Source organism: Nocardia altamirensis NBRC 108246, assembly GCF_001612685.1.
Lineage (GTDB): Bacteria > Actinomycetota > Actinomycetes > Mycobacteriales > Mycobacteriaceae > Nocardia > Nocardia altamirensis.
Window position 1 is genome coordinate 84,608 of the sequence record NZ_BDAY01000025.1, and the last position, 25,864, is coordinate 110,471.

At 66.7% G+C, this 25,864-nt stretch carries 3 protein-coding genes (1 of these 3 only partly in view); 1 reads left to right on the plus strand and 2 read right to left on the minus strand.

Annotated elements, in window-relative coordinates:
* The gene (locus NA11_RS16190; RefSeq protein WP_069162715.1) at window positions 1–561 is read left to right on the plus strand and encodes a TIGR03086 family metal-binding protein; all 561 of its coding nucleotides are present in this window, start codon (window positions 1–3) and stop codon (window positions 559–561) included.
* Here NA11_RS16190 and NA11_RS16195 read toward each other — a convergent pair whose 3' ends face one another.
* Together NA11_RS16195 and NA11_RS16200 are read right to left on the minus strand one after the other, a co-directional pair.
* Window positions 562–21,372 (minus strand): non-ribosomal peptide synthetase, encoded by a 20,811-nt coding sequence (locus NA11_RS16195; protein WP_069162716.1) that lies wholly within the window; start codon window positions 21,370–21,372, stop codon window positions 562–564.
* A protein-coding gene (locus NA11_RS16200) for a non-ribosomal peptide synthetase (RefSeq protein WP_069162717.1) crosses the window boundary here: on the minus strand, window positions 21,372–25,864 show its end. Its footprint extends 10,699 nt past the window's final position; 4,493 of the gene's 15,192 nt are visible here — the last part of the coding sequence; its start codon lies beyond the right edge, outside the window; the stop codon is at window positions 21,372–21,374. Before NA11_RS16200 ends, NA11_RS16195 begins: the two co-directional genes overlap by 1 nt.

Here is a 25,864-nt window from a genome sequence, read left to right on the forward strand (position 1 = left end):
ATGGCTGAAACGACTATCTCTCCCGCCGACCGCTACCGTGCGCTGTCGGCGACCTTCACCGGCAAGGTCAGCGCGGTGCCCGCGGGCCGCTGGGACGCCGACTCGCCCTGTGCCGGGTGGACCGCGCGCGATGTGGTGCGCCATGTCATCGACACCGAACGCAAGATGGTCGAGGTGGTCGGGCTCGAATTGGATCCGGGGCCGTCGGTCGACGACGATCCGGCCGCGGCATGGGCGGCAGTCCGCAGCTCCATGCAGCGCATTCTGGACGACCACGCCCTGGCCACTCGCGAGTACGACGGACATTTCGGTCGCACGACGCTGGCCGCGACTATCGACCGCTTCTACTGCTTCGATCTCGTCGTGCACGGCTGGGATCTGGCCGCCGCGACGGGAACCGACACCCATATTCCGGCGGACGAGCTCACGTGGGCGGTGCAAGTCGCTCATTCGCTGGGCGACTCGCTCCGCATGCCCGGCGTCTGCGGGCCGGAACTCGACGCACCGGAGGGCGCCGACGAGCAGACCAGGATGCTGGCCTATCTCGGTCGAGCGAACTGATCACAGGAGACTGCTCAGGAACCGCCCTATCCGGTGCATCATTTCCGGCCGGTCGAAATCGCCGTGGGAGCAGTCGACCTCGAGCACGTCGATGCGTCCGGTGATGTGCGGGCGCCAGGCCTGCACCAGATCGTCCTTGGCGTCGGGCGTTCGGTTGCCGTCCTCGTCCACGGCGGCGGCGAAGAGGGTCGCGTCGCCGTCGTAAAACGGGGAGGTATAGCCGTCGAGGAGCGTGCTGTTGTTGATGAGCACCTTCGTCGCCTGCTGCACCAGGTTCTGGATGACCGGTGACTCGAGTTGCTCGCCGAATCTGCTTGCGGCCCAGTCCCGGATGCCTGCCATCGCCTGCTCTTCGGAGATGTCGGGTTCGTCGGCCGCCGCCACCGGTGGCTTGCTGTCCATGATGCCGAGGAAGGCGACTTCCTCTCCCTGCCTGGCGAGTTCGCAGGCCATCGCGTGCGCGACAATGCCACCGTAGGACCAGCCGAGCAGGAAGTACGGGCCATCGCCCTGGACGGTGCGGATGCGGTCGAGGTAGTCCGTCACCATCTCGTCGAAGGATTCGGCCACCGGGCCGCCGTCCAATCCGCGGGACTGGATGGCGAAGACCGGGCGGTCGGGCAGGTGCGGGCCGAGCTGCTGATAGAACCAGCCGAGACCGCCGCCGGGGTGCAGGCACCACAGTGGCTGCTTCGAGCCGGAACTCTTCAGTGCCAGCACCGGGTCGAAATCCGTACCGGCAGTGGCGCCTTCGTCGAGGCGCGGCACCAACTGGGCGACTGTCGGCGCGTCGAACACCAGCCGGACCGGGACCTCGACCCCGAGGGTCGCCCGGATCCTGCTGGTGAGGCGGGTGGCCAGCAAAGAGTGGCCGCCGAGGGCGAAGAAGTCGTCATCGATACCGACGCGGCCGACCCCGAGTATTTCGGCGAACAGATCAGCCATGGCCTTTTCCCGGTCCGTCCGCGGGGCCCGGTATTCCTTGGTGGACACCAGCTCTGGATCCGGCAATGCGGCACGATCGAGTTTCCCGTTCGCGGTCAGCGGCACCGCATCGATCACGAGCACCGTCGCGGGCACCATGAATTCGGGCAGCCGGTCGGCCGCCCACCGGCGCACCTCGGCGGCCAGCACGCCGGCTTGCGGGTTGTTGGCGTAGGCCGCGGGTTCGTCGGCCGCGGTGGTGGCGTACACGTCGGTCAGTGGCCGTCCGTCGCTGGCTGCGGCATCGAGGAAGACCGCCTCCATATGTCCGGGTTGCGACGACCAAGTGACCGCAGTCCGGTATCCCAGTCCCGCGCCGAGCATGTGCAGATCCTCCGGCAGTAGACCGATACCCGCAGGGGTCTCCGCGTCGAGCACTCCCTCGAAACCCGCTGCCAGCAAGCCGCCTTCGAGCCCGGCAGGCTGACCGCTGCTGATCCGCTGTGCCGCAGCGATCTCGCCGGTCAATCCGGCGTGCGGGATGCCAGCGACCCGCACCCCGTCGGGATGACGGTCCCGCAAGAGCAAGCGCAACCAATCACGGCTGTGGAAGTCGACTTTCGGCGTATCGGCGACCGACAGCGGCGTCGTCGGAGCCTTGTACAGGACCACGTCGTATCGGTACCGGGTCAACTCGTCGACCGAGCGCCCGCGTTTGAGCTCGATGTCCACCGCATCGAACCCACACTCCCCGGCCACCGCGACGAAGTATTCCGGCGCAAGCAGCAGCTCCTGCTCCGCCGACATGTCGCGCCGCACGCGCTCCCGCACCGCCGCGGGATCGTCGCCACCGTTGCGGGTGACTTGCACTGCGGTCGTGAACTCTTCCAGCAGAGCAAGATTGCGCACATCGCCGAGGAACACCGCACCGCCGGGGGCCAGCACCCGCAGGACCTTGTCGAGGACCTTGCGCAGATAGGTCTGGCTGGGGAAGTACTGGATCACCGAGTTCAACACCACTGTGTCGAAATGACATTCGGGCAATCCGTCAGCGTCGTCGGCCGACTGGGCACGCAAGAACACGCGGTCGGCCCAGCTTGCATCGAGGTCCGCGACCTGCCGCCTGAGTTTGGCTATGGTCTCCGGCGAGAGGTCCGTCGCCCAGTACTCGGCGCAGTCGGAGACCAACTGCGACATCAGCAAGCCCGACCCGACGCCGATCTCGAGCACCCGCTGCGGGCGCAACCCGCGGATCCGATCGACAGTGGCCGAGCGCCACTCGCGCATCTGCTCGAGCGGGATCGGCGCGCCGGTGTAGCTGCTGTTCCAGCCACCGAAATCACTGACCAGCTCGACCGGGCCCGCCGCCCTGTCCACGCCGCTATCGTCTTTCCCTGCCCCGGAATACAAGTCGTCGTAGATCCGCTGCCACTGCCCGACCAGTTCGTCCTCACCGACGGCAGGCCCGGACCGGTCGGCAACGACGTATCCGACGAGCTGCTTGCCACCGCTGCCGGTGTCGCGGGCAAGCACCACCGCCTGCGCGACCGAAGGATGCTGTGCAAGAACCGTTTCGACCTCACCCGGCTCGACCCGGAATCCGCGGATCTTCACCTGATCATCGACTCGACCGGCGAACTCCAGTACCCCTGCCGATGTCCAGCGCACCACGTCGCCCGTGCGATACAACCTGCCGCAGGCGGGATCGAACGGATCGGCGACGAACCGCGCCGCGGTCAAACCCGACCGGCCGTGATAACCGCGGGCCAACTGCGCACCGGCCACGTACAACTCACCGGCGGCCCCTACCGGAACCGGCTTCAGCCACGAATCCAACACGTAGGCACGGGTATTGGCGACCGGCGCACCGATCGGCACCACGGTTCCCGCGATCTCGTCGGGCACGACGAACGCCGTGACATCGACCGTCGCCTCGGTCGGCCCGTAGAGGTTGTCGATCCGCACGCCGCGACAGCTGGCGCGCACCGCCTCGGCCAGTCCCGCGGAGAGCGAGTCCGCGCCGGTATTCACCTGCGTCAGACTCTGGAACGGAGTGCCGGGCAACGGCTCCAGGTACTCGACCAACGCCGCAAGCAAGGGTGGTGTCGCGAACATCTTTGTGACCTGTCGACTCTCGACCAGCCGGGTGATCTCGGCCGGATCCGACCGCTGCTCCCCTGCCATGACCAAGGTGGCGCCGCCACACAGCGCGGGCCAGACCTCGTAGGTGGAGGCATCGAAGGCGATCGACGAATGCACGAGCACTCGATCCGCGGGACTGGTCGACCATGCCTGCACGACCAGGTTCACCACGTTACGATGCGTGATACCAACACCTTTGGGCACACCGGTGGAACCAGACGTGTAGATCATGTACGCCAGATTCGCCGACCGTGGCAGGCGACCTGCGGTCCGGGCGACGTCTACGGACTCGAGCGCGTCGAGGTAGAGATGCGGTGTCGCCGAATCCGGCAGCAGGTGCGCGGTGGCGGAGTCGGTCACGAGGACCACAGGAGCGGCATCGCTGAGGACAAAGGTCAACCGATCCGAGGGATAGCTCGGATCGATCGGCAGATACGCACCACCGGCCCGCACAACCGCCAGCAATGCCACGATCAACTCTGCCGACCGCGGCAACGCCACCGCCACTATGCTGTCTGGGCCGACCCCACGCGAAACCAGTACGCGCGCAAGCCGTTCGGCGCGGGCGCCGAGTTCCCCGTAAGACATCTCGGCATCACCGCAGACAACGGCGACCGCGTCCGGTGTCGCGTCGACCCGGTCGCTCAGCAGCCCGACCAGCGTGACGTCCGGTTCGACCGCGATCGTGGTCGCATTCCACCGCTGCAACACCACATCGCGTTCGTCGCTGCCGAGCACATCGATCGATCCGACCGGCGCACCCGGCTGCGCCACCACCTGGCGCAGTATGCGCACCAACCGGTCGGCCATCGCCTCGACGGTGGACCGATCGAACAGATCGGTCGCGTATTCGATGAACGCACTCCACGGATGACCTACGGGCGTATCGGCGACATTGAAGAACAAGTCGAACCGCGCGGTCGCGGTCGTCGTGTGGTACGGCTCGAACCCGACTCCCGAGAACTCCAGCGTCGGCAGTGGATTGTTCTGGAAGGCGAGCGTCACCTGGAACAGCGGATGGTGTGCCGCCGAGCGGACCGGGTTGAGCAGCTCGACCAGCAACTCGAACGGCGCGTCCTGATTCTCGTACGCGGCCAACGCTTTCGACCTGACCTGACCGACGAGGTCCGCGAACGACGCCGCAGGCGACACCGCCGCGCGCAGCACCCAGGTGTTGACGAAGAACCCGATCAGGTCGGTCAGTGCCTCGTCGGTGCGGCCGGCGATCGGCGCTCCGATTGGAATATCCTCCCCCGCACCGAGTTTGCAGAGCAGCACGGCCAGCGCCGACTGCAGCACCATCGACACCGTCGCGCCCGCGCGGCCCGCCAGCTGTTCCACCGCAGCACGGGTCTCGGCATCGATGACGAACAGCACCATGTCCCCGCGATAGCTGGCCACCCGCGGCCGTTGCCGATCGGTCGGCAGCCGCAGCTGTTCGGGGAGGCCGTCGAGTTCGGCACGCCAGTAGTCGAATTGGCGGGACAACGCGCTGTCAGGGTCGCTCTGTGCGCCGAGCAGATCCTGCTGCCACAGCGTGTAGTCCACGTACTGCACCGGGAGCGGCGCCCACGCAGGCTCGCGGTGTGCGACGCGGGCTGTGTAGGCGATGGCCAGATCTCGCAGCAACGGCGTCATCGACCAGCCGTCCCCGGCAATGTGGTGCATCAGCAAGACCAGCACGCAGTCGTCCGCGCTGCTGCGCACCATCGTGACCCGAATCGGGATCTGCGTCGACAGGTCGAAGCTGTAGCGCACCGCCGCGGTGACCGCCGCGTCCACCGCCGCAGGCGCAACGTCGGTGATATGCACCGGCACTTCGACATTCGCGGCATCGACGACCTGCTGTGCAGGTACGCCGTCGACTTCGACGAAGACGGTGCGCAAACTCTCGTGCCTGGCAACGACATCGCCGATCGCCGCACTCAAGGCCGCAACGTCGGCCCCGTGCAGCCGCACCGCCAACGGGATGTTGTAGGTGGCAGAAGGCCCTTCCAGGCGATGGATGAACCACAACCGGCGCTGCGCGTACGACAGCGGCACCACGTCCGGCCGTTGCCGATTCAGCAGCGCGGGCCGCACCTGCACGTCGGCGTCGAGGCGGGTCACCAACTGCGCCACCGTCGGCGCGTCGAAGACCGTGCGAATCGGCACCTCGACACCGAGCTCGACCCGGATCCGGCTGATCAGGCGCGTCGCCAACAACGAATGGCCGCCCAACTCGAAGAAGCTGTCGTCGACACCCACCCGCTCGTGGCCGAGGACTTCCCCGAACAGCTCGGCGATGACCCGCTCCCGAGCCGTGCCCGGTGCCCGATACCGCGCCGACGACACCAGCTCCGGTACCGGAAGGGCGGCACGGTCGAGCTTGCCGTTCGTGGTCAATGGCACGCCTGGGATCACCATCACCACCGTCGGCACCATGAACTCGGGCAGGCGCTCAGCGGCGAAGTCCCTGACCTGTGCGCCATCGAGCTCGGCAGCGCCGGTGCGGTCGGCGACCACATACCCGATCAGTTGCTTGCCGCCGACCGCGGTCGCCCGCGCCACCACGACGGCCTGGGTCACCGAAGGATGTTTGGCCAGTACCGCTTCCACCTCACCGAGCTCGATCCGGAAGCCACGGATCTTCACCTGATCATCGACGCGGCCGACGAACTCCACGTCCCCGGAGCCGTTCCAGCGCACCACATCACCGGTGCGATACAGCCGACCGCCGGCCGGATCGAACGGATCGGCCACGAACCGCGCCGCGGTCAACCCGGCCCGACCGTGATAGCCGCGGGCCAACTGCGGACCTGCCAAATACAGCTCACCGGCCACTCCGACAGGCACCGGACGCAACCATGCATCCAGCACGAACACCCGCATATTCGCCAACGCCGACCCGATCGGCACCACGTCGCCGTCGAATGCTTCGCCCACCTCGAACGGGCGACGGGTCGCGAACGTTGTTGTCTCGGTTGGCCCGTAGACGTTCACCATGCGGATGCCGGGGCAGGCGCGCCGGGCACGATCGAGTGCCTCCGGCGGCAACTCCTCACCGCCGAACCACACCTGACGAAGCCCGGCGATGGCTTCCGGGCACTGCTCGATGAACAGCTCGAACAACCGAGTGGTCAGGAATGCCGCGGTGACGTCGTGCGCCATCAACCGGCCGAGCGCCGCGATGTCGGCACGCTCCTGCGGGGCAACGACTACTCGCCCCCCGCCGAGCAGCGGAACCCAGATCTCGTACGTGGAGGCATCGAAGGCGACCGAGGAATGCATCAAGACCGCGCCGTGCCCGCCATCGCGCCACGCAGGCTGGGCGGCAAACGCCACCACGTTGCGATGGCTGACCGCAACACCTTTGGGCACGCCGGTGGAGCCGGACGTGTAGATCACGTACGCCAAGTTCTGCGGGCGCACAGTGGCGAGCCGATCGACGTCGACCCCGTCGTGGCCTTCGCTGGTGCCGAGCGCGTCCAGGTAGAGATGACGTATTGCGTTCTGCGGCAAGGACTCCACGATGGTCCGCTCGGTCACGATGACGACCGGCGCGGCATCGGTCAGGATCAGCGTCAACCGCTCCGAGGGATACGTCGGATCGATCGGCAGATACGCGCCACCGGCCTGCAACACCGCAAGCAGAGCCGTGACGAGCTCGGCGGACCTCGGCAACGCAACGGCGACAACCGTGTCCGGGCCGACGCCATACGAGACCAGCACGTGCGCAAGATGATTGGCCCGCCCGTCGAGATCCCGGTAGGTGAGCTCCGCGTCCGCGCAGACGACCGCCACCGCATCCGGAGTCGCGACGACTCGGGTTCGGAACTGCTCAATGATGGTGGCATCGGGCACCTGCACCGTGGCGCCCTGCCACCGGCGCAGCACCGTCTCGCGTTCGTCACCGAGCAGATCGAACGACCGCACCAGAACATCCGCGTCGGATACCACCTGCTGCAGTATCCGTACCAGCCGTGCCGCCATCGCCTCGACCGCGGACCGTTCGAAGGCATCGGTCCGGTATTCGAGGTGCAGCGTCAACGCGGGAGTGGCATTGGCGACCACCGTCAGGGGATAGTGCGAGGGCGTATCGGGATGCAGGTCGGTGATGGCGAGGCCGCTCGTGGTGGCGGCCGCGCCGATACCCGTCTGGTCCACGGGATAGGACTCGAACCCGATCAGGGTGTCGAACAACGCATTCAGGCCGAGCGCCTGATGGATATCGGTCAACCCGATGTGGTGGTAGTCCAGCAGCGCGACCTGGTGCGCTTGCACGCCGCGCAAGACATCGGCGAGGGTGTCGCTCGGCCCGAACCGCACCCGCACCGGGACGGTGTTGATGAACAAGCCGACCATCGCATCCACGCCAGGTATCCCAGGCGGTCGCCCCGACACGGTGGCGCCGGCGATCACGTCGCCACGGCCGGTCGATGCGGCGAGCAGGATTCCCCAACTGCCTTGCACCACAGTGTTCGTGGTGATGCCGAGCGCCGCGGCTCGTGCGCTCAGCGCCGACGCGGTTTCCGGTGGCAGCGGCACCGTGACGCGCTCGATCCCTGCCGTCTCGGCGGCGGCAGTGCCGGTGTTTCCGGCGAGCAGGGTCGGTTCGACGATGCCTTCGAGCTCTCGTGCCCACGCCTGGATCGCGGCGTGCGAATCCTGGCGGGACCACCACTTCAGGAAATCCTGGTAGGCAGGCGGTTGCGGCAACTCCGCAGGCCGACCACCAGAACTGTAGAGCGAGAACAGGTCCCGGATCAGCAACGGCAGCGACCAGCCGTCCATCACTATGTGGTGGGCGGTCAGCACCAACTTGGCGCTGTGTTCGGTCATCGGCACCAGCGTCAACCGCAGCAATGGCGGAACCGCCATGTCGAAGTGCGTGCTCTTGTCCTCGACGAGCAACCGCGCCAAGGCAACGTCACGGTCCACCTCGCTCGAGCCACGCAGATCCGCTACCCGCCATGGCAATTCGACGCTGTCGACAACTACCTGGACGGAATCACCTCGGGCGCTGACCGCAAAGCCTGCCCGCAGATTCGCATACCGATCGAGCAAGCCTTGACCGGCCGCGCGCATGCGCACCGGATCCACGTCTCCGGCCAAGCCGAACACGACCTGCATGTGATAGGCGTCGAAACCCGAGGCCGCCATCGCCTGATGGAACAACAACCCGGACTGCATCGACGTCAACGGCCACACGTCGGCCAGCCCCGGATATCTCGCCTCCAACGCCTCGATCTCGGCCTGTTCCACCGCAACCAACGGCAAGTCCGACGGCGTCAGACCGCCGGCGTCCGCTGTCACGGCATGCGTGGCCAAGCCGACCGCCGCGGCACGCCACAGGTCGGCCAACTCTTGTATCTCGTGCTCCGCCAACACTCCCGCAGGCGCGGCGAACACCGCCTGCAGCACGGGACCCGCGCCGGTGTCGATCACCATCGTGTTCACGTCGAGCACGGCGATCGCAGGCCGCTCCGCCATGGCCGGATCCAGCGGCGTGATCAACTGCTCGGCATCGACCGCAGGCGTCCAGCCTGCGCCACGCAGCCGTTGCGGCAGCAGGTCGGTCGAGGTGAACCTGCCGAGGTAGTTGAAGCCGATCTGCCCCGCCGAAAACCGTTCCAGCACAGCGGACGTGTCCGGATTGAGGTAGCGGAGCAACCCGTACCCGATGCCCTTGTCCGGCACCCCGCGCAACTGCTCCTTCACCGACTTGAACAGCACACCAGCGACCGGACCACCCGCACACAACTGGTCCCACTCAACGCCGTTCGCGCACAACCGCACCGGGAACATGCTCGTGAACCAGCCGACCGTACTGGACAAGTCCGCACCGGGCACCGTGTCTTCCTCGCGGCCATGGCCTTCCAACCGGATCAGCACCGAGTCCTCGGCCAGACCATGGTCGCGGCGACGGCGGGTCACGGCGGCCGCCAAGGCGGCAAGCAACCCGTCTTCGACACCACCGCGGAACACCGCGGGCAGCGTGGTCAGCAGCGCCTCGGTGAGCTGCACCGGAATCTGCACTTGGACATGGGCAACGGTGGCCATCACGTCGACCGCCGGATCCAACGCTCGGCCACCGAGGATCGGATCGGGGCCGTCGAGGACCGATCGCCACCACGACAACTCCGCGGCCCGCTCCGGACGCGCCGCTTGTTCGACCAATCCGTGGGCCCAGCGCCGCATCGAGGTGCCTGCCGCCGGGAACACCGGTGACACACCCGCAGCCACGCCTTGCCAGGCGGAGGCCAAGTCGGGCAACAGGATTCGCCACGACACACCGTCGACCACCAGATGATGCGCCACGAACGACAACCAACCAGGCCGCCCGGGACCGGCATCGAACCACACGAACTGCACCATCACGCCGGCGGCCGGGACCATCCGGCCGACCGCAGCACCTACCTGCGAAACGATCACCTCGGCACGGTCCGCTGGATGCGGCTCGAAGGCGGCGATGTCGACGCGGTGCAGCAATGCGTCCACGTCCAACGCGCCCGGCGGCGCTACCTCGAGCCCAGCCCCGCGCTCGTCGTCGACGAGCCGCGATCGCAGCACATCATGCCGATCAACGACCGCAGTCAACGTGGCCACCAACCCGGCCCGATCGATACCCACCGGCAGATCCAACAACAACGACTGCGTGAAACTATCGAAACCAGCGCCAAGGTCACGTACGAACTGCGCCACCGGCAGCAACGGCAGCCAACCGACGCCGCCACCGGGCAACTCTGCCAACACCGGATCCGCTACCTCACGAGTCAGCGCCACCGCCGCCAACGCAGCCGCCGTCCGATACTCGAACACCTCACGAGGACTGATCTCCACACCCAATTCCCGTGCCCGCGAGACGACTTGAATCGAACGGATACTGTCGCCACCCAACTCGAAGAAACTGTCGTCGACCCCTACCCGGTCCAACCCAAGCACCTCGGCGAACACCCCCGCCAACACCTGCTCTTGGTCCGTGCGCGGCGCCCGGTATTCCATCGACGAGCTCAACTCCGGCTCCGGCAACCCGCGACGATCGAGCTTTCCGCTCGCGGTCAGCGGCACCGAGTCGATCACCATCACCACCGCGGGCACCATGAAGTCGGGCAACCGCTCCGCCGCGAATCGGCGCACGTCTCCCCCGTCGACCTGCCGCACGTCAGTGCCGTCGATGACCACATACCCGACCAGCTGCTTGCCCGCACTCCCGGTCTCATGGGCCACCACGACCGCCTGTGCGACCGAAGGATGCTGTGCCAGGACGGTTTCGACCTCACCGGGCTCGACCCGGAAGCCGCGGATCTTCACCTGGTCGTCGACGCGTCCGACGAATTCCAGCTGCCCAGAACCGTTCCAGCGCACCACGTCACCGGTGCGATACAACCGGCCACCGGCCGCGTCGAACGGATCGGCCACGAAACGGGCCGCGGTCAAGCCAGGCCTTCCGCGATAGCCACGCGCCAATTGCCTACTGGCCACATACAACTCGCCGGCCAGCCCCACCGGCACCGGTGTCAGCCACGGATCCAACACGTAGGCACGAGTATTGGCGACCGGTGCACCGATCGGCACCACCGGGCCGGTCGCCCCACCCGGCACCGCGAAGGACGTCACATCGACCGTCGCTTCGGTCGGCCCGTAGAGGTTATCGACCCGGACACCGCCGCAGCTGTCTTGCAAGGCGCGTACCAACCCTGCGGTGAGACTGTCCGCCCCGGTGTTCACCTGCGTCAGGCTCCGGAAAGGCTTCCCCGGCAACGACTCGACGTACGCCACCAGCGCCGACAGCAACGGTGGGGTGGCGAACATCTTCGTCACCGAGCAGCTCTCCACCAGCTCGGCGATCTCGGCCAGATCCGACCGTGGTTCGCGCGCAAGCACCAAGGTCGCGCCGCCGCACAACGCGGGCCAGATCTCGTAGGTGGAGGCGTCGAAGGCGATCGAGGAATGGACGAGCACCCGGTCCTCGGGACTGGCCACCCAGGCCTGCGCGACCAGGTTCGCCACGTTGCGGTGGGTGATGGCAACGCCTTTGGGCACGCCGGTCGAACCGGAGGTGTAGATCACGTAGGCCACCTGCTGCGGCGCGACAAGTCGTTTCCGGCCGATATCGTCCTGCCCGCCAGCGCTGCCGAGCGCCTCGATCACGTCGGGTGAGTCCAGATACAGCGACGACGTCGAGACATTGGGCAGCAGGCGCGCAGTCGCCGAATCCGTCACGACAACGACCGGAGCGGCGTCGGCAAGGACGAACTCCACTCGGTCCGAGGAGTACGCCGGATCGATCGGCAGATACCCGCCGCCCGCCTTCCACACACCGAGCAGCGCAACGACCAGCTCCGCCGACCTCGGCAATGCCACCGCGACAACACCATCCGGGCCTACGCCACGCGAGATCAAGACCCGGGCGAGCCGCTCGGCTCGCGCATCGAGCATCCGATAGGACACCTCGAGGTCACCGCAAATGACGGCGACCGCATCCGGTGTCCGCGCCACTTGGGCCTCGAACAGCTCGACCATGGTGCCGTCCGGCACCGCTACGGCGGTCTCGTTCCAGCGATGCAGCACCGCCTCGCGTTCCTCGGCGCCGAGCAGATCCATCGACCGCACCGGAATGTCCGCGTCCGACACCACCTGCTCCAGAATCCGCACCAGTCGCGCCGCCATCGCCTCGACCGCGGATCGATCGAACGCATCGGTCCGATACTCCAGTCGGAGCTGCAGAGCCGGGGCCGCACCCGCGACCAGGGTCAACGGATAATGCGATGGCGCGTCGGGGCGCAGATCGGCGATGGTGATGCCGCTGGCGGTGGCCGCCGCGCCGATGCCGGTGTAGTCGACGGGATAGGACTCGAAGCCGATCAGCGTGTCGAACAAGACATTCAGGCCGATCGCCTGATGGATGTCGATCAATCCGACGTGATGATGGTCGAGCAGCGCGATTTGATGCGCCTGCACGCTGCGCAGCACCTCCGCGAGCGTGTCGCCGGGACCGAACCGCACCCGCACCGGGACGGTGTTGATGAACAGGCCGACCATCGCATCGACTTCGGCGATCGCCGGTGGGCGACCCGATACGGTCGCGCCCGCGACCACATCGTCGCGCCCGGTCGCTTTGGCCAGCAGAATCCCCCACGCGGCCTGCACGACGGTGTTCACCGTGATCGCGAGCTCGCCTGCGCGCCGGTTGAGTGCCGAAGCCGTCGCAGCGGCCAGTGCGACGTCGACCCGTTCCACTCCAACAGCACCGTTACCGCCGGTCTGTCCTGCGAGCAACGTGGGTTCCCGCAGGCCGTGCAATTCGTCGACCCAGGCCCTTACGCCGTGCTGGGAGTCCTGCTGGGACAGCCACGTCAAGAAATCCCGGTAGGCAGGCGCCTGCGGCAATGCCGCACCCGCGTCGCCGGAACCGTAGAGCCGCAACAGATCCCGGATCAGGAGCGGCAGCGACCAACCGTCCATCAGCACATGGTGGGTGGTGAACAGGAGCTCCGAGCGTTCGTCGGTCATCAACACCAGCGTCAGGCGCAGCAAAGGCGGTACGGCCAGATCGAAGTGGGCGTTGCGATCCTCGATGAGCAACCGCGCCAAGGTCGCGGTCCGGACACTCTCCTTCAGTTCACGGAGATCCACTATCCGCCAAGGCAACTCGACGTCGTCGACGACGACCTGCACCGAGTCGCCGCGGGAGCCCGTCGCGAACCCCACTCGCAGATTCGGATATCTGTCCAGCAGGCCTTGACCGGCCGCCCGCATCCGCGCCGGATCCACGCGCCCGGCCAACCCGAACACCACCTGCATGTGATAGGCGTCGAAACCGGACCCGGCCATCACCTGGTGAAACAACAACCCGGACTGCATCGACGTCAGCGGCCACACGTCGACGAGCCCCGGATACTCGGCCTCCAACACCTCGATCTCGGACTGGTTCACCTCGACCAACGGCAAGTCCGACGGTGTCAAACCGCCGACGCCTACTGCCTCGGCATGCGCAGCCAGGCCGAGAGCGGCGCTGCGCCAGAGGTCGGCCAGCTCGGCCGTCTCGGCGTGCCCCAGTACGCCGGAGGGTGCCGCGAAGACGGCTTGCACGACCGGACCTTCGTGCGTGTCGACGACCATCGTGGTCACATCGAGCACCGACAGCGCAGGCATCGCCGGATCCGGGGCCGCGATAGCGCCTGCACCGTCTTCGGTTGGGGCCCAGCCGGTCCCCCGCAGACGCTGAGGCAGCAGGTCCGTCGAGGTGAGGCGGCCCAGGTAGTTGAAGCCGATCTGGCCGGTCGAATGCTGGTGCAGCACAGCGGCAGTGTCGGGATTGAGGTACCGAAGCATCCCGTAGCCGATGCCCTTGTCCGGCACCGCGCGCAACTGCTCCTTCACCGACTTGAACAACTCACCAGCGGCCGGACCACCCGCACACAACTGATCCCACTCAACGCCGTTCGCGCACAACCGCACCGGGAACATGCTCGTGAACCAACCGACGGTGCGCGACAACTCGGCACCGGCAACAGCGTCCTCTTCGCGGCCATGGCCTTCCAACCGGATCAGCACGTCATCCTGGCACGAGTCGTCGGCGTGGCCCGCGCACCGCCCTCGGGTGTGACGCCAACGGTGCACCGCGACCGTCAATGCCGCCAGCAATCCGTCCTCGACGCTCCCATGGAACGCCGCGGGCAGGGTGGTCAACAGCGTCTCGGTGAGCGCTGCCGGAATCTCGACGTGCACACGATCCACCGTCGCCATGACGTCGACGGCAGGATCCAGCGGCCGGGTGCCCAGTGTCGGGTCTTCGCCTTCGAGAACCGAACGCCACCAAGGCAGCTGGTCCACCAGGCGCGCGGCAGTGGACTGCTCGGCCAATCCGTGCGCCCAGCGCCGCATCGAGGTGCCGGTCTCCGCCAGTGCCGGCGTGACCCCGGCCGACACCGCCTGCCAGGCCGAGGCCAAGTCGGGCAACAGTATTCGCCACGACACACCGTCGACCACCAGGTGATGCGCCACGAACGACAACCAACCAGGCCGCCCGGGACCCGCATCGAACCACACGAACTGCACCATCACACCGTCCGCAGGCGCCAACCGGGCGACCGCAGCACGGACCTCGGCAGCGATCATCGCGGCCCGCGCGCCGGACTGCGCGCCGTTGGTGTCTGCGGAATGTTGCTGGTACGCGGCCACATTCACGCGATGCAGCAGGTCATCGGCATCCACGGCACCGACCGGTGCCACCAGAAGGCCCGCCCCGCGCTCGTCATCGACCAGCCACGACCGCAACACATCATGCCGATCAACCACCGCAGTCAACGTGGCCACCAACCCGGCCCGATCAATACCCACCGGCAGATCCAACAGCAACGACTGCGTGAAACTATCGAAACCCGCGCCAAGGTCACGTACGAACCGCGCCACCGGCAACAACGGCAGCCAACCAACACCGCCACCGGCCAACTCCGCCAACACCGGATCGGCCACCTCACGAGTCAGCGCCACCGCCGCCAACGCAGCCGCCGTCCGATGCTCGAAAACCTCCCTAGGACTGATCTCCACACCCAATTCCCGCGCCCGAGAGACGACTTGAATCGAACGGATACTGTCGCCACCCAACTCGAAGAAACTGTCATCGACCCCTACACGCTCCAACCCGAGCACCTCAGCGAACACCGTGGTCAAGGCACATTCCTCGACGGTCTGCGGTGCCCGATATCGTGCCGATGAGGTGAACTCGGGATCCGGCAGGGCAGCACGATCGAGCTTTCCGTTTGTCGTCAACGGAAGCGACTCGAGCACCGTAACCACCGCGGGCACCATGTACTCCGGGAGCCGCTCGGCGACGAAACCGCGCACTTCCCCGCCGTCGACGTCCGAGCCATTGGCGACGACATACGCGACGAGCTGTTTGCCCGCATCGGTGTCCCGTGCCACGACAGCCGCCTGCGATACCGAAGGATGCTGTGCCAGTGCGGTTTCGACCTCGCCGGGTTCGATCCGGAAGCCGCGGATCTTGACCTGGTCGTCGACCCGGCCCGCGAACTCCAGCACGCCTGCCGACGTCCAGCGCACCACGTCACCGGTGCGATACAGCCGCCCACCGACCGGATCGAACGGATCGGCGACGAACCGCGCCGCCGTCAATCCCGCCCGCCCCTGATATCCGCGCGCCAACTGCGTTCCGGCCACATACAACTCGCCGGGGACGCCGATCGGGACCGGGCGAAGCCATGAATCCAGTACGAACACCCGGGTATTGGTCACCGGACGTCCGATCGGCACCGCACCCTCGATACCGGCCTCGGCGTCGTAGTCGGTCACACAGGCCGTCGTCTCGGTCGGCCCATACCCGTTCATCACCTGAGCAGCGGCGTAGCTCGTATTCAACTTGCGGACAACGCCCGCGGTCAGCTCGGCCCCGCCGACAATGACGCGACGGAGAGACCGCAAAGGGCTGCCGGGCAAGGACTCCACATGATCGACCAACGCTGACAACAACGGTGGTGTGGCGAACATCTTCGTCACCGACCTGCGCTCTATCAGCTGTGTGATCTCCACCAGATCCGAACGCTGCTCCCCCGCGACCACCAACGCCGCACCACCACACAACGCAGGCCAAATCTCATAGGTAGAGGCATCAAAAGCGATCGAGGAATGCACCAACACCCGATCCTCAGCACTCACCGACCAGGCCTGAGCAACCAGGTTGACGACGTTACGGTGCGTGATACCAACACCTTTCGGCACGCCTGTAGACCCAGACGTGTAAATCACATACGCCAAATTCTGCGAACGTGGCAGATCGTGGGCTCCCACACCGGTGGCCTCTGCCGTGTCGTGTGCGTCGAGGCAGAGGCGCGGCGCCGCCGGGCGCGGCAGCAACGGCGCCGTCTCAGAGTCGGTCACAACGACCACCGGAGCAGCGTCGGTGAGCACGAACGCCAGCCGATCCGAGGGGTACGCCGGATCGATCGGCAGGTACGCCCCGCCCGCCTTCAGCACACCGAGCAGGGCCACGATCAGATCTGCTGACCTCGGCAATGCCACTGCCACCACACCATCCGGGCCGACCCCGCGCGCCACCAGGATCTGTGCGAGCCGGTCCGCCCGGGCATCGAGCTCTCGGTAAGTCAGCGCCACGTCAGCGCACACGACGGCGACCGCGTGCGGCGTCCGAGCGACCTGCGCCTCGAACAACCCGACCAGCGTGCAGTCGGATTCCACCGCGGTCGTTTCGTTCCATCGATGCACCACCATGTCGCGTTCGCCGGAGTCGAGGACATCGATCGAGCCCACCGGCAGTTCCGGTCGCGCCGCCACCTGCCGCAGCAACCGCACCAGCCGCGCCACCATCGTCTCGACCGTCGACCGGTCGAACAGCTCGGTCGCGTACTCCACCAGCCCACGCCACTCCTGACCGGCCGGAGCGTCGGCGATGGTGAAGAACAAGTCGAACCGTGCGGCCGCAAGCGACACCGGGTACGGCTCGAACCGTGCGCCAGGCAGCGCCAAGGTTGGCATGGTGTTGTTCTGGAAGGCCATCGACACCTGGAACAACGGATGATGGGCGGCCGAGCGAACCGGATTCAGCAACTCGACGAGCAGCTCGAACGGAACGTCCTGATTCTCATACGCGGCCAAGGCTTTCGCCCTGACCTGTCCCAAGAGCTCAGCGAACGATGCCGCCTGCGAGATACGGGTGCGCAGCACCCAGGTGTTGACGAAGAACCCGACCAGATCGGTCAGCGCGTCATCGGTACGCCCCGCGATCGGTGACCCGATCGGAATGTCTTCGCCCGCACCGAGTTTGCCAAGCAGCACCGCCAGCGCCGACTGCAACACCATCGACACCGTTGCGCCTTCGCGGGCAGCCAATCGTTCGACCGCCGTGCGGATCTCGGGATCGATGCCGAACGTCACCACATCACCCCGGTAGCTCGCGGCCCGCGGCCGCGGCCGATCCGTCGGCAGCGGCACCTGTTCCGGAAGTCCCTCGAGCTCACGGCGCCAGTAGTCGTGCTGCCGGGAAAGCACACTGTCGGGCTCGGTCGCCGAACCCAGCAGTTCCCGCTGCCACAGCGTGTAGTCCACGTACTGCACCGGCAGCGGTTCCCATTCCGGCGCACGATGTTCCACCCTGGCCGCATACGCGGTCGACAGATCCCGCAGCAACGGCGTCATCGACCAGCCGTCACCGGCGATGTGATGCAGCAGCAACACCACAACACAGTCGTCGGCGCCGCACCGGAAAACGGTGGCGCGGAGCGGTATTTCCGACAACAGATCAAACCCGTACCGCACCGCGTCGGTCACCGCCGCATCCAACGCGGCGGGATCCACGTCGGAGACCACTACCGGCACCTCGACGCTGTCCGCATCGATCACACGCTGGGCAGGCACGCCGTCGGCTTCGACGAACACCGTGCGCAGGCTCTCGTGCCGGGCGACCACGTCACCGATCGCAGCAGTCAATACGGCGACATCCACCCCGTGCAGCCGCACCGCCAACGGGATGTTGAAGGTGGCCGACGGTCCCTCCAGGCGGTGGACGAACCACAACCGCCGCTGCGCGAACGACAGCGGAACCAGCTCGGGGCGCTCCCGCACCAGCAACGCCGGACGCAGGCGCGCCCCCTCATCGAGCCGAGTCACCAACTGCGCCACGGTCTGTGCCTCGAAGATCACCCGGATCGCGACCTCGATCCCCAGCACTGCCCTGATCCGGCTGGCCAGTCGGGTGGCAAGCAGCGAGTGGCCGCCGAGCTCGAAGAAGCTGTCGTCGATGCCTACTCGGTCACGTCCGAGGATCTCGGCGAACAACTCGGCCAGCCGCTGTTCCCGCTCGGTGCCCGGTGCGCGGTACCGCACCGCGGACCTCAGCTCGGGGACCGGCAACGCCCGGCGATTCAGCTTCCCGTTCGCGGTCAGTGGCACCGCGTCGATCACCATCACGGCGGTCGGCACCAGGAAGTCCGGCAACCGTTCGCTGACGAATCGGCGCACCGCCGCACCGTCGAGATCGGCAGCAACCCCGTTGCCGCCGACAGCACGGGTTCGGTCGGCCACCACATACCCGACCAGTTGCTTGCCACCGGTGTCGGTGTCGAACGCGACCACCGCCGCTTGCGACACCGAAGGATGTTGCGCCAGCGCCCTTTCGACCTCACCCGGTTCGACACGGAACCCACGGATCTTGACCTGGTCATCGGCACGGCCGACGAATTCCAGCTGCCCGGAGCCGTTCCAGCGCACCACATCACCGGTGCGATACAACCGGCCGCCCGCCGCATCGATCGGATCGGCCACGAACCGCGCCGCCGTCGATCCGGGCCGACCGTGATAGCCGCGCGCCAACTGTGGACTGGCCACATACAACTCACCGGCGACACCGACCGGCACCGGCATCAACCACGAATCCAGCACGTATACCAGGGCATTGGCCACCGGCTTACCGATCGGCACCACCGCGTCCACCGCACCGTCCGGCACGCGATAGGACGTCACGTCGACGGTCGCCTCGGTCGGACCGTAGAGGTTGTCGACTCGAACTCCCTCGCAGCGGCTGCGCAGCGCCGCAACCAGTCCCGAGGGGACCACGTCCGCCCCGGTATTCACCTGAACAAGGCTCGCCAACGGCGTGCCGGGCAACGGCTCGACATACTCGGCCAACGCCGACAACAACACCGGCGTCGCGAACATCTTCGTCACCGACCGGCTCGCCACCAACCTCGTGATCTCCGCCAGATCAGAGCGTGGCTCGGTGGCGACCACCACCGCGGCGCCACCGCACAGCGCGGGCCAGATCTCGTAGGTCGAGGCGTCGAACGCGATGGAAGAATGCGCGAGCACCCGATCACCGGGGTCGACAGACCAAGCCTGCGCAACCAGGCTGACGATGTTGCGGTGCGTGATACCAACGCCTTTCGGCACTCCGGTCGAGCCGGACGTGTAGATCACGTACGCCAAGTTCTCCGGACGGAGCCGTGCAGGCGAGGCGACGGAGATCTCCGTGAGGTCTTCTGTATCGACAAGCACGCACGGTACGGCCGTGTGCGGCAACAGGTTTACTGTCACCGAATCGGTTACCACGACAACCGGAGACGCGTCGGCAAGGACGAACCCCAGCCGATCCGAGGGGTATCCCGGATCGATCGGCAGATACCCACCGCCCGCCTTCAGGACTGCCAGCAACGCCACTATCAGCTCAGCTGATCGCGGCAATGCCACTGCGACAATGCTGTCCGGGTCCACGCCGTGCGAAAGCAATACGGCCGCAAGCTGATCGGCGCGAGTCCCGAGGTCTCGATAGGAGATCTGGGTATCGCCACAGACCACCGCGACAGCGTCCGGTGTGCGAGCGGCCTGCGCGCTGAAGAGCTGCACGACGGTAGCGTCCTGGACTTCGACTCGAGTGTCGTTCCATCGACGCAGCACCACGTCGCGTTCCTCGGCCTCGAGCACATCGATCGACCCCACCGGGGCATTCGGGGCCGACACCGCCGCGCGCAGTGTCCGCACCAACCGGTCCGCGATTGTCTCGACCGTGGTCCGATCGAACAGATCGGTGGCGTATTCGACGTGCAGATCCCACCCGGCGCCCGCGGCATCGGCGATGGTGTAGGTCAGATCGAATCGAGATATGTTCGCCGCCAAGGCATACGGTTCGAACGCCACCCCGGACAAGGACAGGGTGGGCGCCGTGTTGTTCTGCACGCTCAGCAGGACCTGGAACAACGGATGGTGCGCTGCCGAGCGGGCCGGGTTCAACAACTCGACCAGCAACTCGAACGGAATATCCTGATTCTCGTAGGCGGCCAACGCTTTCGCCTTCACCTGGCCCAGGACCTCGGCGAACGACGCCGCAGGCGCAACGGCGGCGCGCAGCACCCAGGTGTTGACGAAGAACCCGACCAGATCGGTCAGCGCGTCGTCGGTACGACCGGCGATCGGCGCACCGATCGGAATATCCTCGCCGGCACCGAGTTTGCCGAGCAGCACCGCAAGCGCCGACTGCCACACCATGGACACCGTCGCGCCCTCGCGCGCGGTGAACCGTTCCACCTGGGCACGGACCTCGGCATCGATCCCGACGACCACCACGTCCCCGCGATGACTCGCCACCCGAGGCCGGGGCCGATCCGTCGGCAACGGCACCTGCTCGGGCAGGCCGTCGAGTTCATCACGCCAGTACGCGAACTGCTGGGACAGCACACTGCCCGGGTCGGTCGGCGACCCGAGCAATTCCTGCTGCCACAGCGTGTAATCCACGTACTGCACCGGCAGCGCCTCCCACACGGGCGCCGTCCCCTGCCGCCGCGCGGCATACGCCTCCGACAAATCTCGCAGCAGCGGCGTCATCGACCAGCCGTCACCGGCGATGTGATGGATCAGCAGCACCACAACGCAGTCCTCGGGGCCGCACCGGAACACCGTGGCGCGGAGCGGAATTTCGCACGACAGATCGAATTCGTGCCCGATCGCAGCGGTCACCGCCGCACCGACATCGGCGGGATCGATCTCCGTGACGATCACCGGCGCCTCGACGTCGTCGACCGCCAGTACCTGTTGGCCGGGCACGCCATCGACCTCGACAAAGATCGTCCGCAGGCTCTCGTGCCTGCCGACCACGTCGCCGACCGCCGCCGCGAAGGCCTGCGCATCGAACACGCCCGTCAACCGGACCGTCAACGGCATGTTGTAGGTGGCGGAGGGCCCTTCGAGGCGGTGGATGAACCACAACCGCCGCTGCGCATACGACAACGGAATCATCACAGACCCACCTCTCGATTCATCCTGCGCAGTGCTGGTCGGCGCGAGGGGGCCAGCTGATCCCATCGGTCCGTGAGTTGGGCGACGGTGGCGGCCTCGAACATCACCCGGATCGGCACCTCGACACCAAGCACCGCCCGGATCCGGCTGGCCAGGCGGGTCGCCAAGAGGGAGTGACCGCCCAGTGCGAAGAAGCTGTCATCGATGCCGACCCGTCCGACGCCGAGTACTTCGGTGAACAGCTCGGTGAGCGTGCGTTCCTGCTCGGTACGCGGCGCCCGATATTCGTTGGCGGACACGAACTCTGGGTCGGGCAGTGCCGCACGATCGAGCTTGCCGTTGGTCGTGAGCGGCACCGAGTCGATCACCAGCACCGCGGTGGGCACCATGAAATCGGGCAGTCGCTCGGCCACGAAAGCGCGCACCGCGGCGGGCAGCAGGGTGTCCTGGGGGTTATTGGCGTAGGTTGCTTGGTCCCCGAGGGCATCCGAGGGCAGGTACACGTCGGTCAGTGGTCGTCCCTGTGCCGTCCTTGCGTCGAGGAAGACCGCGTCCATCCGGCCCGGTTCCGCCGACCAGGTGACCGCGGCGGCGTATCCGCGCTGCCTGCCGAGCAGGTACAGATCCTCGGGCAGCAAGCCTGCGTCCCCATACTCGGCCGTGTTCAGCTTTCCTTCGAAACCTGGTGCGAGCGGGTCGGTTCGCTCGACATCGGGCACCCGGTGACCGGTCCGTATCCGGGTGGTGGCGGCGAGCTGGCCGGTCAACCCGGCATGCGGAATACCGGTGACCCGAATGCCGTTGGCGTGTCGACTCCGCAGCAGAGTGTGCAGCCAATCACGGTCGCGGAACGTCGCTTTCGGTGCCTGAGCAACCGACAGGCATTGCGCAGGAGCCTTGTGCAGGATGACGTCGTAGCGATACCTGGTCAGCTCGTTCACCGAGATCCCGCGTTTGAGTTGTATATCGACCGCGTCGAACCCGTTCGCACCGCGCGCCATGGCCAGGAAGTACTCCGGTGCCAGCAGCAGCTCCTGCTCGGCGGCGACGTCGCGGTGCACGCGATCCAGGACCGCCGTGGGGTCGTCGCCACCGTTGCGGGTGACCTGCACCGCGGTCGTGAACTCTGCCAGCAGAGCGAGATTGCGCACATCACCGAGGAACACCGCGCCGCCGGGCGCCAACAGGCGCAGCACTTGGTCGAGTACTTGACGGAGATACCGTTCACCGGGGAAGTACTGGATGACGGAGTTCAAAACCACTGTGTCGAAGTAGTTCTCCGGCAAGCCACCGATGTCGTCCGCCGCCTGCGCACTCAGGACGACGCGATCGGCCCACCACGGGTCGGATGTTGCCAATCGCGTTCGGAGCGTGTCGATTGTCGCTGCCGACAAATCCGTTGCCCAGTACTCGGAGCTGTCCGGAGCCAACTGCGACAACAACAATCCCGACCCGACACCGATCTCGAGCATCCGGCCCGGGTTCAGCCCGCGGATCCGATCGACCGTCGCCGACCGCCACTCCCGCATCTGCGCCAGCGGAATCGGCGCATTGGTGTAGCTGCTGTTCCAGCCGCCGAAGTCGGCGACGAAACCGGTTTTGGCCGCACCGCCGTTGCCGTTGCCGTTGCCGTTGCCGTTGCCGTTGCCGTTGCCGAGCTTTGCCGCGCCGGAATAGAGGTCGTCGTACACCCGGCGCCACTGGCCGACGAGTTCGTCTTCACCAGCGGTCGGCCCGGTCCGATCGGCGACCACATACCCGACGAGTTGCTTTCCGCCCGCCTCGGCTTCCCGCGCAACCACGACCGCTTGCGACACCGAGGGATGCTGCGCGAGTGCGGTTTCGACCTCACCGGGCTCGACACGGAATCCACGGATCTTGACTTGATCATCGACACGCCCCGCGAACTCCAACTGTCCGGCGCTTGTCCAGCGCACCACGTCTCCGGTGCGATACAGCCGCCCACCGACCGGATCGAACGGATCGGCCACGAACCGCGCCGCCGTCAACCCCGGCCTCCCGCGATAGCCTCTGGCCAACTGTGCGCCCGCCACATACAACTCGCCGGCAACGCCGACCGGGACCGGCCGAAGCCATGAATCCAACACGAACACCCGGGTATTGGCCACCGGACGCCCGATCGGCACCGCACCCTCGACACCGCTCTCGGCGTCGTAGTCGGTCACACACGCCGTCGTCTCGGTAGGCCCATAGCCATTCATCACCTGAACGTCGGCGTACTTCGCATTCAGCCTGCCGACCACACCGGCTGTCAGCTCAGCACCACCAACAATCACCCGACGCAACGACGTCAACGGAAGGCCGGGCAAGGACTCCACATGATCGACCAACGCTGACAGCAACGGTGGTGTGGCGAACATCTTCGTCACCGACCGACGCTCGATCAGGCTTGTGATCTCTACCAGATCCGAGCGCTGCTCCCCCGCAACCACCAACGTCGCACCGCCACACAGTGCAGGCCAGATTTCATAGGTAGAGGCATCGAACGCGATCGAGGAATGCACCAACACCCGATCCTCAGTACCGACAGACCACGCCTGCGCAACCAGGTTGACGACGTTACGGTGCGTGATACCAACACCTTTCGGTACACCCGTCGAGCCAGACGTGTAGATCACATACGCCAAATTCTGTGGATCGGGAACTCGATCCACACTGGACTGTCCCGTCCCCTCGTCAAACGAGTCGACACACAGCCGCGGTGCCGCGGTGTCGGGCAGCAGCCGCGCAGTCGCCGAATCCGTCACCACGACAACCGGATCCGCATCGCCGAGAACGAATGCCAACCGATCCGAGGGATACGCCGGGTCGATCGGCAAGTACGCTCCGCCCGCTTTCAGCACACCGAGCAACGCCACGATCAGGTCCACCGACTTCGGCAACGCGACCGCGACAACGGCATCGGGACCCACCCCGGCCGAAATCAAGGAGCGCGCCAATTGGCCGGCACGGGCACCGAGTTCGCCGTACGAGACTTCGATATCACCGCACACGACCCCGATCGCCTCCGGCGTCCGAGCCACCTGTGCCTCGAACAACCCGATCAGCGTGCAATCAGGAACCTCGGCGGTCGCACCGTTCCACGAGCGCAAGATCGACTCGCGTTCCTCGGCGCCGATCACATCGATCGCGCCCACCGCGGCACCCGGATCCGCCACGATCTGCCGCAGTACCCGCATGAGCCGGTCCACCATCGCCTCGACCGTCGACCGGTCGAACAGCTCGGTCGCGTATTCGACCAATCCACTCCACGGGTGCCCGGCCGGAGCGTCGGTGATGTTGAAGAACAGGTCGAACCGCGAGGTCGCGGTGGTGGCGACGTACGGCTCGAGCCGCACCCCAGGCAGTTCCATCGTCGCCATGGTGTTGTTCTGGAACGCCAGCGACACCTGGAACAGCGGATGATGGGCGGCCGAACGGGCCGGGTTGAGCAACTCGACAAGCAGCTCGAACGGCGCATCCTGATTCTCGTAGGCGGCCAACGCCTTTGTCCTGACCTGACCGAGGATCTCGGTGAACGCGGCTGCCGCTGGAACCCTGGTCCGCAGTACCCACGTGTTGACGAAGAGGCCGACCAGGTCGGCCAAGGCGTCATCGGTCCGGCCCGCGATCGGCGATCCGATCGGAATATCTTCTCCCGCACCGAGTTTGCACAGCAGCACCGCCAACGCCGACTGCAAGACCATCGATACGGTCACACCCTCGCGAGCGGCCACCCTTTCCACCGCACCGCGGAGCAGTGGGTCGATCTCGAACAGCACCATGTCCCCGCGATAGCTGGCCACCCGCGGCCGCGGCCGATCCGTCGGCAAGCGCAGCTGTTCCGGGAGCCCATCGAGCTCCTGCCGCCAGTACTCGAACTGGCGCGACAGCACGCTGTCCGGCTCGGTCGACGCACCGAGGAGTTCTCGTTGCCACAGCGTGTAATCCACGTACTGCACCGGCAGCGACGTCCACCGCGGCGCGCGCCCTTCCCTGCGCGCCGCGTACGCCTCCGACAGATCCCGCAGCAACGGTGTCATCGACCAACCGTCACCGGCGATGTGATGGATCAACAGCACCGCGACACACTCGTCGTGGCCACACCGAAACACACTGGTGCGCAGCGGAATTTCGGTGGCCAGATCGAATCCGTACCGCACCGCCGCGGTCACCGCCGCAGCCAGGTCGGCGGGGGCGACCTCGGTGTCGAGCACCGGCACACGGATGTCGTCGAGCACCCGCTGGGACGGGACGCCGTCGGCGTCGACGAAGACCGTGCGCAGACTCTCGTGCCTGGCCGCCACATCGCCGATCGCCGCACCGAGCACCGCGACGTCCGCCCCGTGCAACCGCACCGCGTACGCCATGTTGTAGGTGGCCGACGGCCCCTCCAGCCGATGAATGAACCACAGCCGTCGCTGCGCGAACGACACCGGAATCACGTCCGGCCGTTGCCGGGCGTACAGCATGGGACGCACCTGCACATCGG

Coding starts and splice junctions, on each gene's coding strand:
- NA11_RS16190 (WP_069162715.1), top strand. CDS start 1: ATGGCTGAAACGACTATCTCTCCCGCCGACCGCTACCGTGCGCTGTCG.
- NA11_RS16195 (WP_069162716.1), bottom strand. CDS start 21,372: ATGATTCCGTTGTCGTATGCGCAGCGGCGGTTGTGGTTCATCCACCGC.